The following is a 15,823-nucleotide window of genomic DNA, read 5'->3' on the forward strand; positions in this document are numbered from 1 at the left end:
GGGCGTCTTCGATTTCACTCAAATGAGTGATTTCACTGAAAATTGAAAGTGGCATTCGTAGTGGAAGAGGTTGAAAATTTCACCGAGACGGCCTATTTCACTGACCAATGAAAACACTAGAGCGGATGAAAGAAGGCGAGCTTGGGCCTCTGATTGCTGATGCGCTGCGCCAGCAATTGGAGCGGATCCCCTCGATCGCAATTCAGTCGATCGACAATGAGGTCGTCCTCAACGACCCCCACGCGGCCTTGCGGCGTCTCGACATCGTCGCTCGCCTGCGAACGGGAGATCGCGAGGCGACATTGCTCTGCGAGGTGAAGAATCCGGGATTTCCAAAGCAGATCAGGCACGCCATCAACCTGCTTCACGCCTATATCGGCAGATATCACAATGGGGCTGCACAAGGCACGTTTGTCCCCATTGTCGGCTCGTCATGGCTTTCGCCCGAGTCCCGGGCGATCTGCCAAGCGGCGGGAGTGGGCTGGCTCGACCTCGCCGGAAACTGCCGGATTGCGTTCGACACCATCTTCATCGAACGCGAGACCGCCGAACGTCCCAAGCCCGCGGCTCGCTCCTATAAGGCGGTATTCTCCCCCAAGGCGGGGCAAATCTTGCGGACTCTATTACGCGACCCCGACCACGCCTGGAAGGTCGCCGACCTAGCCGAGGCTGCCAACGCCAGCCTCGGCCATGTCAGCAACGTGCGGTCTGCCCTGCGGGATCGGGAATGGGCGACGGTTGGCGACGATGGGCTTCGCCTGACGGCGCCGGACGCATTGTTGGATGCATGGCGAAGCTCTTATGAGCCTGTGCGGGGCAAGCGAACGAGCTGGTATAGCATTCTTCACGGCAAGCAGTGGGAAGAGGCGCTGCGCCGAGCCCTGCAAGCGCCGGACACTGACGGGCATGCCATGCTCGGCGGCCTTTCCGCGGCGCAGTGGCTCGCCCCCTTTATGCGTGGGAATACAACCACGCTCTATGCCGACACCTCGATAATGCCTGAGCTGATCGAGCGGCTAAAGCTGAAGCCCACCACAACCGGCGCTAACGTCGAAATCATCGAGCCAGACGATTCTTCGATCCTGAAGGAGCGTGTGAAGCTTCCCGGCGCGCCTCCGGTAGCGTCGCCGATCTTGACCTATCTCGACCTCTCGCACCTCGACGATCGTGGGCAAGAGGCGGCCGAACACTTGAGAGAGAAACTGCTTAAATGGCACTAGCGCCTGATCCACAATCTGCCGCCGACTACACCGACCGGGTCACCGAGGCCGTAAAATCCGCGCTCCTCGAAATCGGTCAGGTCCTTGGCAGCTTTGAGGGGAAGTTTGCCGTTGTCGGGGGAGCCGTTCCCTGGCTCCTTCTTCAGGCGGACGATATGCAGCATGTCGGCACTATCGATGTTGACCTGACGCTCGATGCAGAGGCACTCGGCGATGGCGAATATGTGCGTCTCGTCGAAGCCCTGATGAAAAACGGCTATGCGCAAAGCCCTGATCACAGACGCTTTCAGCTCGTGCGTCTCGTTGAATCGGCTGATGGAGGGCCGCCGATCGAGGTCATCGTTGACTTCTTGATGCCGCGCAATGCGGAGATTGAGAAGAATATTCCGCCAATCCTATCGGAGTTCGCAGTCCAACGTGCGTCCGGGGCTGAGCTTGCGATCCGCTTCCACCAACTGATCGCCGTGGAAGGCGTAATGCCGGGCGGTGGGCGCAATCGCGTCGAGATTGCAGTCGCATCCATCCCTGCGCTGCTTGCAATGAAGGGACAGGCACTCGCGCGTCGGCAGAAGCGCAAAGACGCGTACGATGTGTACTACTGCATTCGCAACTACGACGGCGGGCCCGAAGCACTGGCCGAACTTTGTCGCCCGCTGCTGGAGATCGAGGAGGCCCGCGAAGGGTTTCAGGGGATCGCTGAGAAGTTTGCTGCAGAGGATATGATCGGGCCGGTCTGGGTGCGCCAGTTTGTTGAGGGAACAGCGGCAATGGGCGATAGAACGCCTGACCAGTGGCAACGGGACGCCTTCGGCCAGGTGCATGCCTGGATGGCAGCGCTTGGCCTCTAGATTGGGCGAGCACGTCTTGCCCAAAAACCAGCCCCTTGCACGATGCCGAGGCGCTCCATCCTCGCAGCTGGTGGTGGCTCGACGTTGCGGCATGTCACCAGTGCGAGTGTCTCGACGATGCTACCCGATCGGGGGTCACTGCGCTGGGGTCAGCTAACGGCCTCGGTGCCTCTAGGCAGTGTCTCGATTGTATGTATTCAGCAGCGCTGCGATCTACCGGTTTGCCTCTGGCCAGTCGGCTTTCGGATACTGATTGCCGTGATCGATAACCGAGATCAGTGCATGACCATGGCGGCGGGCGTAGGCGATCACCTCGATCACGGCGGCGGCGACTGGCTTCTTGACGCTCATAATCTGGTGCACGCGGCGCGGCGTTCCACTCCGGGTTTTGTCCGACGTCGTCAGTTCCCAATCTGCCACGGCACCATTTTTACCCATGCTTACCTTCAGCTGGAGACGCCCCTGAGGCATCATGGGTGGGCTGTCCCAGGTCAGTTTGGGCTCTGTCGGCACCAGCGCCCATACCGCTCCAGTCTTGTAAGGGGCGTCTGAAACGCGACCGCGTTCTTGAACAACGACGTATCCCGCTTCGCGCATCATTTGCCCGACGTACCACCCGACAAACTGGCACGCGGCATCGCGTTCCTTTTTCGAGTGAAGGGCCGCGACGATCGCGGCGACGTCCTTGGCCACTGCCTGGACGGCGGGCTTCCTCTGCTCCGATAGCGTCACGAAAGCGGCAAAGTGCTCAGGCTGATCGATGATCTCGGTTAACCGCCGCCCGGTTTCCGTCGCGCCATAGTTTGTAAGCCAGCGGCTCATTGGCTACCTCCCCCTCATTTGTGTCCGCACAATATGAGTGGTCATATAGTTTGAGTCAACTACCCGAAACGAGTGGTCATGACGCGCTACTGACCTGGAATGACGCGCACAAGCGCGTGCCGGAAATAATGCTCGTTCATGATTTTGATGAGCGATTTCGACGTTGATTTTTCCAGATACTGTTTCATCGCTTCGCCATCCCGCCAGCCGATTTCACAGCCCTCCTCCAACCGATTGCTCTCCAGCCACTCAAGCTCGGGGCCGGCGATCGGGGCATTGGTCCAAAGCTCAAAGGTGAGCTTCTTGTCAGCGAACAGCGACTGACTTCGGAGTATGCTGCGAAGAAGCGGCACACGATCCTCCCGCCATTTTTTGATTTCCTGAAGGCCAATACGCGAGGTGGGACTCTTTGATTTGCACTCGATGACGAGCACGCCTTTGTCATCCGGCATGTCGAGCAGCACGTCGATCTCGGCCGACCGGCGCGTCAGTGCGTCCCTCACTTCGTCGCCGGCGCGCAAATAGCCGCCTTCTACGTCCTTTACTAATGCGCCAACTGCTAGCTCGAACAAATGGCCTCGCAGATTGTGGGCGGCGCCCTCGATTTTTGTCAGACTTCCCATCACGCGCTCGAGGTGTTCGGGGTTCATGGCTGCTGTCGCCCCGGCATTGCTCAACAGGTTGATGAGGTCGCGAAGGGCCTTGGCGACCTCCTCGCCGAACATCTGCGCTGTGGTAGTCGCGAGAATGCCTTTCTGGCGTGCCAGGCTGAAGCCAGTTGCCGTGAAACCGTCCGCGACCAAGAACGGCATGATGGGGGCGACATTCCGAGGCCCCGATGCTAGGTCGTGCTTCCGGACGAAGTGCGCCACCTCATCGGAATCTAGAATCTTGCTGAGATTGACGTCTGCCACGACGAAACCGGGCCGTAAGGTGCCATTAAGTGGTTGCGCGAGCGGTCGTGCATAGGACGGGCCGCTGAAATCCCAGGTAATGCTTGATACGACGGGTGGCTCGTCGTCGCCGCGAAGTTTGATGCGCTCGAAGCTGGCAAGGCCAAGGCGCCGGCACCACTCCTTCATGCCGTGCAAAACCACGTCCTCGGCTGCCAACTGGGCGCGGATATGCGATAGTTTTGCAGTCCGATACTGTCGTGGTTGAAAGGCGACGAAGCGTTCGCCGGTTGCCTCGTCCGTGATCTGCTCAACCATGTGAATGGCCTGCAGGCGCTGTATGATCCGCTCGGGCGATAGCTGTCCTTTGCGAGCGAGGGGAGCGCCACAGAGCCCAGGAAATAGCCTCAGGGGGAAAGCGCCGCCACGGGCCTTCAGGCCGATGATCGCCCCCCAGTATGATGGCCCATGGGATTTGCAAGCCCTCTCGATGGCTTTCCAGAACGACGGGCGGCCGAACTGCTCCGACAAGAAGAAGAAGCGCGCGTTGTGCGCGAACCTCAGCCCCGCGAGCTTGGTCACGCTATCGCCGGCACGCGCAATGCGTTGACGCGCCGCCGCTGGAGATATGCCGTCCTTCACCATCTCGGCAATAAGCGCAATGGTGAGCGAAGGTCCGGTGCTGCGGAGCAGCCGAACGAGATCATTATCAAACGAGAATGACGACCGTGTCACACTGCTCTATTTATAACAGCTTCTCTCTACACCGGCGTCCTTTTTTACACATCGAGCGAAATTAAAAATAATGCCTAAATTTCAGTTGCTTAGAGACGATAAAGTCTGACGCATTTTTGTGCAATGTCAAACCGGACAGCGCTGAGAACGTCAAAACACTGCCTAAGAGCCCGGGCCTAGTCTCCTTGGTGGCCGACGATGGCAGCTCGAAGCGCAACCGCAAACATCGCGACCGTCTCACAGATTCCCCGAGAAGACCTACTGCTACGCCCGCTTTCTCCTAAATCTGCTAATATCCACCTTAGGGTCGATGAGCCTCAGGCACACATCGCGCGTAGTCTCGTCAACGATGTAATCTTCTGGCCGAGCTTGTAGGCGAGGGTGAACGCCCCGGATCCAGAGCCCGGCCTTTTGCTCGCCGTACTTCGTGCGTGCGAAACTGACGACATCGCCGAGAGCTGCGCCCTTTTTCTGCTTCTGTGCCCTGGCCAGTTCGAATTCTCGAATGCGCTCTGTAAGAAGCCGATGAGCTCGGACGTACTCGTCATCGCTGATCGCGGCGACCCCAAGTGGAGTTCGATCGTTCAAATCTCGATGAGGGGAGTTGAACCATGCGTCGGCCTCCGCTCCCAATCCCTGCCAAGCTTCCGATTTTAGCTGGCCGACGCGACTATCAGCCGCTGCCCGCTCCTTTTGAGCTTTGGCCTGCTCGCGCGCGGCGAACTCTTGGGCCTTCCGTTCCAGCGTGCGGTGTAGCTCGCCAGCGAGCGGCAATCCCATCAGATCCAGTTCTGGCTTGGGATTGCCCCGGACCTGCCACCGAAGGTTGACCAAATCGCCTCGGAACGATCGCCACGGCATGTCGTCGAAATCAAGGGCCTGTATTGGCGAAAAATCTCGACCGGGCAGGACCTGGTCGGCCCAGGCTTTGATATTGAATGTGTCGACTTCCTCAGGAGGAAGGTCTTTCAGAACATCTCGAGCGCAAGCCTCGAGATCTTCGAAACGCTTGGCCGGGCGTTCTCGCAGCTCCTTCGCTGCCGCAACGAGTCTCCGCAGCGCCGGCGCAGGGCGCCACCCGTCATGCTGGGTGGGTAAAAGCAGCCCGCTATCGCTGAGATGCTTTAGATAATCACGTACCGCGTAGGGGGCTATCTGGAAGTGAGGTATCTTACTTTGAACTTTCTGCGCGACGTCGCGAGAGATCGAGAGGTAGAGCTTATCGATCCACCCGAGCTGCTTAACAACGAGGTAGACCTCGCCAAAGCCAAATTCTTCATCGTCGGGCCCGAGGTATATCCTGAGGACAGCAGCCTGCCACTGCCCGAGCGGGACATTGAAGCAGCCCGAGCCTTTGACATCGATGTTGATGAACTCGCCGAGCCCATCGCTCCGGACCGCTTTCTCTTGCTTGCTCGAACCAGCGGCCGCGGTCGGCGGCACATGCCGATAACCAGCCGCAATATCAGTGGCCTCTTTCTCAATTGCCGCTGCCTTGTCAGCCGCGCGCTGACGCGCCCGCTGACGGGCATCAAGGTCTCTGGGATTGTGGAGCCAAGATCGGCTCGCCTCGAACAGGATCTTATCCGCTAAGTCTCCGAGTTTCAGTCCACGATACGGCTCCAGCTCAATCTCGATGGCACCGATATTGAGCTGGCGGATTTCGGCGATCTTCTCCGGTCCGCAGGCGTGCGTAACCTTGAATTCGATAATGAGCTGTCGCTCGCCCTTCAGCAGCATGACGTCCGGTACGATCGAACCGGTTTTCTTTTCCAGGACAGCCTCGTCAAATTTGTAGCGGCCGGCCGGAACCACGACCTCTCGTTCGCCAGCTTCTTCGACCGCCCGCGATGGGAGCTCAAACTCCAGGTGTTCGTTGAGAACCTCCTTGGCGAACTTGTGAAGCGCTGTTTCGCCCGCCGATGTGCAGGTGAAGCCTGCTTCGCCGTGATGGGCGAAGTGGGCAGTCCGCTTGTCATCCTTCGTTCTCGCGACCATTCGGCGATCGCAGCCAGGACAGGTGCATTTGCAGGCCAGGCCCCTCGGCACGTCACGAATCGAAACGAGCCTGCCATGTTCGTCAACGGCCACGACGGACATCCCATTCCGACCACAATCGAAAAGCGCATCGAGCGAGATGTCCAAAAGGCTCGATTTTTTGATCGGTTCAGCCATTAAACGAGGCGACCATAGGTCAGATCGCGGCGCAAGGTCCCACAATCCGCTAAACTGTCACTGCTGACACTTCTCGGCTTTCGCGATTTTTGCGAGCCCGTCTCCGAAACGATGACGCTGCTTGAATGGCCGCGATGTGACGGTGGCGTACTCTCCACCGCATCAGCTGTGTCGGCCGATCCGACTGCTCTAAAATGCTGGGGCAAAAAGTTCAAATCCGACCGGCGCGTCTTCTTGGTTTAAGTTTGCAACGACGGCGACGCTCATGCGCGCGCGTGTCAAAGCAACGTATAGTTTCGCTCGCGTTTGATTTGCGAGTGCTTGCTTATCGTTGCGCAGCCAACGCAGCATGTGATCAGTTGGGTGGATGAGTACGCGATCGAACCCGCGTCCTTTCGAAGCCCCGAAATTCATTGCGGGATTGGTTCGGTCGACGCCCTTTGAATTGGCCGCGAGACAAAGCTGCATGGGCCGGAAGGTCGCGATGTAGCGCGCGATATCGTCGGGCCGCACGATGAAAAATCCGGCATGGCCATTGTCGTCCTTGCGGCAGGACGCGCACTTGCAAGCGGTGCTCGCCTTGAGCTCGGGGTATAGCCTCGAGGCCAGCGCGCAAATTGCGTCGCTGTTGCGGTGGGACGTGTTCAGGCTCTCTTCGTCGAGTTCATAGGCGACTCTCTTGGGCAATTTCTCTTTGAGAAACTGCACCAGCTTTCCCTCTGCGTACTTGTCGTATTTCGCTTCGTTGTGCGTGAGATAGGTCACCTGACGCGGGTCGCCGACGAGCACAATCCGCGAGGCGCTCGCGAAAAACGCGGTCAGGATATCGAGGTCATGGCCTGCGAGATCCTGAACCTCGTCGACAAAGATGTGCCGGAAAGCGCGGCTGACCCGATCGAAAACGTTTCCTTTCGACGCTTCATTGCAGCGGATCACGAGCTTCGCCAATTTATCTGAGTAAATGCGACGCCTAGAGTCGAAGTAGTGTCGCTCAAAATCCGCTTCACCCCAGTAGAGGGGACGTCCGGCCCTATCGCGTGCTTTGAGACCCGATCGGCTTGAGACAAGCTGCATTCCCTTCACCGGAAAATCAAACAGGCTGCCCTGGAAAGGCTTTACCCCATGTGAGATGAGGAACGCGAACCAGGTCATAACGACAACATTCGCCGGAAGGTGGCCATTTACGTCGAAAATCTTCTGACGTATTTCGGCTTCGTTTGATTCCGTATAGGTCGTTATAAGGACCTTATCGTCCTTCACCTTAAGTGCCTCGTTGACGAGGTAAGTTGTTTTTCCTGAGCCCGCCGCGGCGATGACGACGTGGTTTGACCCCATCATAGAGCAATAGCCTTGGTGATATAGGCCGGAAACTTGACTTTCTCCTTCGCTGCAAAGACGGCGAGCGCGCAATCTGTCTTATTTGCGTGCATATGACGGTGCAGATCGTCGTCAGATTTTGGCTCGAAACCAAAGAGCTTTCCAAGCGTCTTCCGGTCGTTCTCCTTGAGCAGCTTTGGCTCCAGAGTGTTGTAATTAAAGGATTTATCCCCGATTTTTAGCTCGCCCTTGTCAACGGCTTCGTCATAGCAAATCGTTATATGGTCGATGCCGTCATAGGCTGCGTATTTTTTGTCGAGCGCTTTTGGATTGCCGTCATTGTCGGTGACGATGGCAACAGGGATGCGCAGGGCTCGCGCCACCTCTAGGAAACGCAAAAAGGATGTGCCGACCGAGATGACGTCAATGTCGTTCTCGATCGGAAGGCGCCCGTTATTTGCGTCCATATAGGCACGCTGCACAATGAGTTCGTCTGAATCGCCTTCCACCAGGATCGCCTTTGCGGCGAGCACGAGACGGAGTGTATCGTAACCAGCCAATTTCCTGAAAAACTCGTTGGAGCTCAGGGCGCCGATCCTGGTTACTTTCGATTGCCGCAGGAGGACGAGGTTTTCCAGGCCGAGCTTGTTCGCAACGAAGCTGGAGTGGGTTGAGATGATCACCTGCTTGTCGCCGTTATCCGCAGTCAGGTCGCGGATCAGCTGATTGAGCCTCGAATGGGAAAGATGGTTCTCAGGCTCCTCGATGAGGAGCACGGTGGCCTCGGAGTTCTTCTTGGCGCTGAGTGCCAGTTTAGTTTTGATGATGCACTGCTCACCCTTGCCGATGTAGTGGAAAGGGATGTTGTCGATATAGGTCATCAGACTCCCCTCCCAGGCGGATTGGGAAGATAGATCGACCGAGATGCTGACTGATTTTTTACTGATCTTCGCAGCATTGTTGACGCGTTCGTTGATAACTTTGAGATTGTCGTCGCGCATGAATGCCTCCCGCAGCTTGCGGTGGGCCTGCGAGATCAACGCGCGCTCTTTCTCTTCGAGGCTCTCTCGTATGATGCGCGCGACATAGAGATCGGAGCCGTTCTGAAGCCGTGAGCTGGCCGAGTCGATCAAGGCGGATTTGATTGGAATGTTCCGGGCCGTGATACCGGCGCGCCGAAATGACATCGCCGTAACTGTATAATACTCGATTGGAATGGCCTCGAGCGTCTTGGTTTTGATGAGTTCGGCATAGGCATCGCTGTAATTATCCGCATCGAATTCGATCTTCAGGGCAACGCCGCTTGCCTTCACTTTATCCGAATTGCCGTCGCCCTCGAGATCGGCCAACTCCTTTTCCTCGCCCGAAAAATAGAGTTCGATGAAGATGCTCGGGGGCGGCAGCGGATTTGCGCTGTAGAGTCGTGCAACGTATTCCTGCTCGACCGCGAGGTTGAAGAGATAGCTTGAGATATCGTTTCGAAGCGGGCGTCCGTTCAGCATGCCTGTCAGCGCGAGATGAATCGCTTCAAGGATCGTCGATTTGCCGGACTCATTGCTTCCAACGATAATGTTGATGCCATCATTTAGCGGAATTTCGAAGGTCCCTGCATAGCATTTGAAGTTGTGGATCTTGACCTTCGCGATCTTCATACCATCCCCCGTACAAGCCTGTGCTCATCAAAGTCAAAAGATGAGAATCACTTCCTGAAAATATGGCAGTTTGGGCATTCGCTGAAGTGCAAGGTATTCGTGGGATTGTGGCGGCGCCGGAAAAGCCCCGATATGGGCAACAAAACTCCATTGGATGGGAACACACGGCTGTTGGCGATTGACAACTCGTTCTTGAGTTGCTCGTTCGCTAGCGGACGCTCAGGGCGGCCGCATGCCCTGCTGACGAGGGTTTAGTGACTTTTCGTTTCGTTCACGCTGCCGACATCCATCTCGACTCGCCGCTGCGCTCCCTCGCGTTGCGCAATCCCGATCTCGCCGATCTGATCAGCAACGCCACCCGGCAAGCGCTTGTGCGGATTATCGACCTCTGCCTTTCGGAGCAGGTCGATGCGCTGCTGATCGCCGGCGACCTCTATGATGGCGATCAGAGTTCGATGAAGACGGCGCGCTTCCTGGCCGAGCAGCTGCGGCGGCTGGACCAGGCCGGGATCCGTACCTTCGTGATCCGCGGCAATCATGATGCGATGTCGCGGATCACGAAGGAGCTGGTGCTTCCGGACTCGGTCAAGGTCTTCGGCGGTCGCGCCGAGGCGCTGGAGCTTCCCGGCGCGGCGGGGCGGGTTCCGATCGTGATCCATGGTTTGAGCTTTGCGCAGCCCCACGCACCCGAGAGCCTGCTCGGCAAATACCGGCCGCCGGTCGAAGGCGCCGTCAATATCGGCATGCTGCACACCAGCTTGGCCGGCAACCCTGGCCACGACCTCTATGCGCCCTGCAGCCTGGCCGACCTCAGGGCGACGGGCTTTCGCTACTGGGCGCTCGGCCATATCCACAAGCGCGCGATCGTCGACGATGGCTGCCTGATCGCGATGCCGGGCATGCCGCAGGGCCGCGACATCAACGAGGCCGGTCCGAAATCCGTCTCCCTGGTCACGGTCGGCGACGACCGCTCGATCACGATCGAGGAGCGCCTGACCAGCGTCGCGCAGTTCGAGCGGGTCACGGTCGACGCGACCGGGGTGGAGGATTGGCGGGAGCTGGTTTCGGGCGTCGCGCGGGCCCTGGAGGCGACACGCAGCGCGGTCGCGTCCGCGCATCTGGTCGCGCGGCTGCAGGTCGTGGGAGCGACATCGCTGGCCTGGCGCATCCGCCGCGACATGGATCTGCTGAAGGCCGAGGCCGACGACCGGGCCGCCGTCATCGGCTCATGCTGGGTGGAGAAGCTGGAGATCGCCTGCCAGCCGCCGGCGCTGCCGGGGGCGACGAGCGGCGACCCGCTCACCGATCTCCACCGCCTGATCGAGGAGCAGATCCTCGGCTCCGACGCCTTCGCCGCGACGCTGACCGGCATGGCGGAGGAGATCCGGGCCCAGCTTCCGCAGGAATGCCGCGACGTGTTGGGCGCCGACGAGGACGCCTTCCGGGAGCATGTCGCGCGCCTCGCCCGCGATGGCGCGGAAACGGTGGTCGCGCGCCTTCAGGCGGCGGGCGAGGAGGGCTGAGCATGCGCCTTCGCCGCCTCGACCTGACGCGCTACGGCAAGTTCACCGATCACAGCATCGATTTCGGTGCGCGGCGCGAAGGTGAGCCGGATCTGCATGTGATCTACGGGCCGAACGAGGCCGGCAAGTCGACGACCTTCTCGGCCTTGCTCGATCTCCTGTTCGGAATCGGATCGCAGAGCGCGTTCGGTTTCCTGCATCCCTATGCCACGATGCGGATCGGCGCGGCGCTGGAGTTCGACGGCGAGACGCGCGAATTCGCCCGCATCAAGCGGCCGCAGAACAGCCTGCTCGATGCCGAGGATCGTCCGCTGCCCGAAGCCGCCATCCGCGCGGAGATCGGCGGGATCGAGCGCGACGCCTATCGCACCATGTTCTCGCTCGATGACGAGACGCTGGAGAAGGGCGGCGAGAGCATCTTGGCGAGCAAGGGCGATCTCGGGCAATTGCTGTTCTCGGCCAGCGCCGGCCTCGCTCATCTCAGCCACAAGCTCGTCGACCTCCGGGCCGAGGCGGAGGGGTTCTACAAGTTCCGGGCCCGCAGCGGCCTGCTCGCCGAGCTCAAGGCGCGCCTCGCGGGGTTGAAGGCCGAGCGCGAGCAGTTCGACACGCCGGCGTCGGACTATGCGCGCCTGATCGAGAGGCGGGACAGCGCCACCGGCCAATATGACGAAGCGGTCGGGGAGCGTGCGCGCCTCCAGGCGCGCCTGGACGAGATCCAGCGCCACCTCGCAGCGCTGCCCCGGCTTGCCGCGCTGCGGGCCGACCGCGAGCGCCTGGCGCCCCTGGCCGGCCTGCCGGAAGCCCCGGCCGGCTGGGCGGCCGAATTGCCGACACTGCAGAAGGACGAGATCGCGCTCGGCGTCCAGAGCCAGGCCAGCCGCGAGGAGATCGCGCGGCTGCGCGCCGAGATCGACGCGACCGTCGTCGACGAGGCCGCTCTTCGACAGGCGCAGGGGCTGGAGCGGCTGACCGAGCTGCGGGCGCGCTACATCACCGCGGACAAGGACATCCCCGAACGCCGGCTGCAATTGCGCCAGCTCGACCTGCAGGTCTCCGGCATCCTGCAGCGGATCGAGCGCGACGGGGAGGGCGAGCCGCAGCGCCTCGTCCTGACCGCCGCGACGATGGGCCGGCTGCGCGCTCTGATCGAGGCCAGATCGGGCATCGACGCCGCCCTGCGCAATGCCGGCGACGAACGGGACGAGGCGCAGCGCCGGCTCGCGGAGATCGCGGGCAGGCTGCCGCGGGCGGAGGGCGCCGAGCCGGAGTCCCCGGAGCGGGCCCGCGCCGTCGCGGCGTTGGCGGCGACGGTCGAGGCCCTGCGATCGGCCGATCATCAGCCGCGCGCGCGGCTCGCCGGACGGGCGCGGGCATCGGCGCAGGACGATCTCGACGCGCGCCTTTTGGCGCTGCGGCCCTGGCAGGGTACGCTGGAGCAACTCGTCGACATGGCGGTTCCCAGGCCGGAGTTGTTGCAGCGGTGGAAAGCGTCGCGGCGCGAGAGCGAAGCCGCGCTGACCCAGCATCGGCATGAGATCGAGCGGCTCACGACCCAGATGCGCCATGTCGAGGCGGAGCGGGCTGGCTTGGCCGCGACGACCGGCATCGTGACCGATCGGGAGGCGGCCGAGATCCGCGCGCGCCGCGAGCAGGCCTGGGCCGCGCATCGGCGCGACCTCGGCGCCGCGTCGGCGGATGACTTCGAGGCCGCCCTGCGCCAGGACGATCTGGTCGGCGCCGGGCGCCTCTCGCATATGGCCGAGCTGGCGCGGCTGCATCAGAGCGGGCAGGTGCTGGCCGTCGCGCAGGCCGATCTCGCCCGCGCGCAGGAACTGGCCGCGCAGGCGGCGACCGCTCTCGACGGCATCGACGCCGAGGTGGCGCAGGCCGTGTGCGTCATGGCGCCGTCCTGGTCCCCGGTGCCGTCCTTGCCGGAGCTGGAGGATTGGCTGCCGCGTCGGGACCGGGCCCTGGAGGCGCGAGGGGCCGTGCGGGCTGCCGAACAGGATCTGGACGCGGCGCAGGCGGACATCCGCGACGCGCGGGCTCGTCTTGCGGCCGCGCTGGCGCGGGCCGGGTTCGCCGCGGCGGAGGAAGCCGATGTCGGCGCCCTGCTCGCGGAAGCCCAGGCTGGCCTGGAGAGCGAGGCGCAGATGAGGCGGCTCCACGCCGACCTGGCGGAGCGGCAGCGCGAGCTGGCGATGCGCGAGCACTCGGCGGAACAGGCGGCGGCGAAGGAGCGGGACTGGGTCGAGGCCTGGTCCGCGACCTGCCGCGGTTGCTGGCTGGCGGAAGCGGGTTCCGTCCCCGCGCTCGGCGTCGTGCGCGAGACTGTCATCACGATGGCAGATCTCGCGCCGACACTGGAGAAGCGCGCAGGGCTCGTCGACCGTATCGACAAGATGGAGAAGGACCAGGCGGCGTTTCGCGACGAGGTCGCGGTGCTCGCGCAGGCTTTGGGGCTTCCGCGCGAGATGCCGGTGCTGGACAGCGTCCGCGAGATCGTCGACAGGGTCCGGCAGGCGGGCGCCGGCGAGGACCGCCGTGCGCAATTATCCGCCCAGTTGGAGACCGCGGAGGAGCGGCAACGCGGGCTGGCCGAGAGGCACAGGATCCATGCCGGCCAAACGGAGCGGATGATCGCCTTCTTCGAGGCGGGTTCGCTGGCCGACGTCGCCGAGGCGCTGGAGCTGATCACGCAGCGCCGCGCATTGCAGGAGCGGGCGGGAGAAGCCGAGCGCGACATCTGCGAGGCGATGCGCAGCGACGACCTCGCGGGTGCCGAGACGGCGCTCGACAACGCGGCCCGCCCGGCGCTGGAGGCCGAATGGAACGAGCTGAAGGTGCGCTTCGACGATCAGGATCGGCGCTGCCACGAGCTCTTCGCCGCCCGGGCGACGGCGATCGACCAGGTCGAGGCCATCGGCGGCGATGCCAGGGTCGCCGAGATCGAGGAACGCCGCCGCACGACCTTGCTGGAGATCGAGGACGGGGCACTGCGCTATCTGCAATTGCGCGCCGGCATCGCCGCAGCGGAGCAGGCCCTGACGATCTATCGGGAGCGTCATCGCAGTTCGATGATGGAGCAGGCCTCGTCCGCGTTCCGGACGATCAGCCGGGGTGCCTATTCCGGCCTCGCGGCGCAACCGGGCAAGGATGGCGAGACGCTGATCGCCCTTGCCGCCGGCGGCGGCTCGAAGGCCGCGGACGAGCTCTCGAAAGGCACGCGCTTCCAGCTCTATCTCGCGCTGCGCGTCGCCGGATACCATGAATTCGCCAAGGCGCGCCGAGCCGTGCCTTTCGTGGCGGATGACATCATGGAGACGTTCGACGATTTTCGGGCAGAGGAAGCGTTTCGCCTGTTCACGGACATGGCGCAGAGCGGCCAGGTGATCTACCTGACCCACCACCAGCATCTCTGCGAGATCGTCCGGCGGGTTTGCCCGAACGTTCGGCTTCACGATCTCGACGCCAACCCCATGAGGCGCTCCGCCATCGCCTAGCCGAGGTTGAGAGCTGGCTCGGGAAAACTGGACAGGTCGGATAAGTGGAGTTTCTGCCTGAAGGCGGCATGATGGCCGCGACAGGAGAGACCATGGCGAAACGACCGCGGCGGAACCACACGCCGGCCTTCAAGGCGAAGGTGGCCCTTGCAGCCGTGCGGGGCGAGAAGACGATCGTCGAGCTGGCGCAGCAGTTCGACATGCATCCGAACCAGATCACGCAATGGCGCAATCAGCTTCTCGACGGGGCTGCGGGCGTGTTCGACGGCGAGGCGAAGGCCGCGGCACCGGCTCCGGTGATCGACGTGAAGACGCTGCACGCGAAGATCGGGGAACTGACGCTGGAGAATGATTTTTTGTCCGGCGCGCTCGGGAAGGCCGGCCTTCTGAGCGCAAAGCGATGATCGACCGTCATCACGACCTGCCGCTCAGCCGGCAGGCGAAAGTTCTGGGGATCAGCCGGGGCAGCGTCTACTATCTACCCCGCGCGGTTCCGGCTGCCGATCTGGCTCTGATGCGCCAGATCGATGCGCTGCATCTGGAATATCCCTTCGCCGGCAGCCGGATGTTGCAGGGGCTTCTCAATGCCGAGGGTCATGTCGCCGGGCGCCTGCACGTCGCCACGCTGATGAAGCGCATGGGGATCGAGGCGCTCTATCGCAGACCGAGGACCTCGAAGCGGGTGCCGGGGCACGCGATCTTCCCCTACCTGCTGCGCAAGCTGCCGGTGACGCGTCCCAATCAGGTCTGGGCGATGGACATCACCTACATCCCGATGGCGCGGGGCTTCGTCTATCTCGCCGCGGTCGTCGACTGGTTCAGCCGCAAGGTCCTGGCCTGGCGGCTCTCGATCACGATGGACACCGCCTTCTGCATCGAGGCGGTCGAGGACGCCATGGCCCGCTTCGGCAAGCCGGAGATCTTCAATACGGACAGTAAATAGATCGAGGCCAGTTCCTGGGCGGCCTGTCTCAAACACAGATCGACCGTTTGGTAGGCTGGCGCCGCAAGGTGTCAAACGGCGCGCAAAGTTGCCCCCCGATCGGCGTCCAATCTTGGGTCTGACGCAATCCCGCTGACATTTGAGATCATTGCGCGCCGATCAGACGCGCCTGGAGAAGATCGATCTTTC

The 15,823-nt window shown here is 61.7% G+C and carries 9 protein-coding genes and 1 pseudogene; 5 read left to right on the plus strand and 5 right to left on the minus strand.

Annotated elements, in window-relative coordinates:
* The first annotated feature begins 107 nt into the window (after positions 1-107).
* Positions 108-1,220, plus strand: coding sequence for a type IV toxin-antitoxin system AbiEi family antitoxin (locus AC07NY_RS24670; protein WP_492287740.1), 1,113 nt, complete (start codon positions 108-110; stop codon positions 1,218-1,220).
* Positions 1,211-2,068 carry a nucleotidyl transferase AbiEii/AbiGii toxin family protein gene (locus AC07NY_RS24675; protein ID WP_492287741.1) on the plus strand — a complete coding sequence of 286 codons (858 nt, stop codon included), beginning with the start codon at positions 1,211-1,213 and terminating at the stop codon, positions 2,066-2,068. The genes AC07NY_RS24670 and AC07NY_RS24675 overlap by 10 nt, the downstream gene beginning before the upstream one ends.
* A gap of 213 nt (positions 2,069-2,281) precedes the next feature.
* On the opposite strand, the gene AC07NY_RS24680 is transcribed toward AC07NY_RS24675, so the two are convergent.
* The 5 genes from AC07NY_RS24680 to AC07NY_RS24700 form a co-directional block, all read right to left on the minus strand.
* Positions 2,282-2,890 (minus strand): hypothetical protein, encoded by a 609-nt coding sequence (locus AC07NY_RS24680; protein WP_492287742.1) that lies wholly within the window; start codon positions 2,888-2,890, stop codon positions 2,282-2,284.
* An 86-nt stretch (positions 2,891-2,976) separates the two neighbouring features.
* Positions 2,977-4,518 (minus strand): hypothetical protein, encoded by a 1,542-nt coding sequence (locus AC07NY_RS24685; RefSeq protein ID WP_494585927.1) that lies wholly within the window; start codon positions 4,516-4,518, stop codon positions 2,977-2,979.
* 264 nt (positions 4,519-4,782) lie between these two features.
* Positions 4,783-6,693 carry a competence protein CoiA family protein gene (locus AC07NY_RS24690; RefSeq protein ID WP_492287744.1) on the minus strand — a complete coding sequence of 637 codons (1,911 nt, stop codon included), beginning with the start codon at positions 6,691-6,693 and terminating at the stop codon, positions 4,783-4,785.
* Between the two features lie 189 nt (positions 6,694-6,882).
* Positions 6,883-8,031 (minus strand): UvrD-helicase domain-containing protein, encoded by a 1,149-nt coding sequence (locus tag AC07NY_RS24695; protein ID WP_492287745.1) that lies wholly within the window; start codon positions 8,029-8,031, stop codon positions 6,883-6,885.
* Positions 8,028-9,662 carry an ATP-dependent nuclease gene (locus AC07NY_RS24700; RefSeq protein WP_494585928.1) on the minus strand — a complete coding sequence of 545 codons (1,635 nt, stop codon included), beginning with the start codon at positions 9,660-9,662 and terminating at the stop codon, positions 8,028-8,030. The genes AC07NY_RS24695 and AC07NY_RS24700 overlap by 4 nt, the downstream gene beginning before the upstream one ends.
* Before the next feature lie 254 nt (positions 9,663-9,916).
* Between AC07NY_RS24700 and AC07NY_RS24705 the strand changes: the two genes are divergently transcribed.
* The 3 genes and pseudogenes from AC07NY_RS24705 to AC07NY_RS24715 form a co-directional block, all read left to right on the plus strand.
* Positions 9,917-11,185, plus strand: coding sequence for a metallophosphoesterase family protein (locus tag AC07NY_RS24705; protein WP_492287747.1), 1,269 nt, complete (start codon positions 9,917-9,919; stop codon positions 11,183-11,185).
* 2 nt (positions 11,186-11,187) lie between these two features.
* Entirely contained in the window at positions 11,188-14,691 is a 3,504-nt protein-coding gene (locus tag AC07NY_RS24710; RefSeq protein ID WP_492287748.1) for an ATP-binding protein, read from the plus strand.
* Positions 14,692-14,783: 92 nt separating this feature from the next.
* Positions 14,784-15,625 (plus strand): annotated as a pseudogene (locus AC07NY_RS24715) (IS3 family transposase); the annotation flags it as partial.
* Between the last annotated feature and the right edge of the window lie 198 nt (positions 15,626-15,823).

This window comes from Allobosea sp. GW821-FHT09G06, from assembly GCF_059416005.1.

What these genes read in the sequence shown, in the direction of transcription:
- AC07NY_RS24670 (WP_492287740.1), top strand. Translation starts at nt 108, where the DNA reads ATGAAAACACTAGAGCGGATGAAAGAAGGCGAGCTTGGGCCTCTGATT.
- AC07NY_RS24675 (WP_492287741.1), top strand. Translation starts at nt 1,211, where the DNA reads ATGGCACTAGCGCCTGATCCACAATCTGCCGCCGACTACACCGACCGG.
- AC07NY_RS24680 (WP_492287742.1), bottom strand. Translation starts at nt 2,890, where the DNA reads ATGAGCCGCTGGCTTACAAACTATGGCGCGACGGAAACCGGGCGGCGG.
- AC07NY_RS24690 (WP_492287744.1), bottom strand. Translation starts at nt 6,693, where the DNA reads ATGGCTGAACCGATCAAAAAATCGAGCCTTTTGGACATCTCGCTCGAT.
- AC07NY_RS24695 (WP_492287745.1), bottom strand. Translation starts at nt 8,031, where the DNA reads ATGATGGGGTCAAACCACGTCGTCATCGCCGCGGCGGGCTCAGGAAAA.
- AC07NY_RS24700 (WP_494585928.1), bottom strand. Translation starts at nt 9,662, where the DNA reads ATGAAGATCGCGAAGGTCAAGATCCACAACTTCAAATGCTATGCAGGG.
- AC07NY_RS24710 (WP_492287748.1), top strand. Translation starts at nt 11,188, where the DNA reads ATGCGCCTTCGCCGCCTCGACCTGACGCGCTACGGCAAGTTCACCGAT.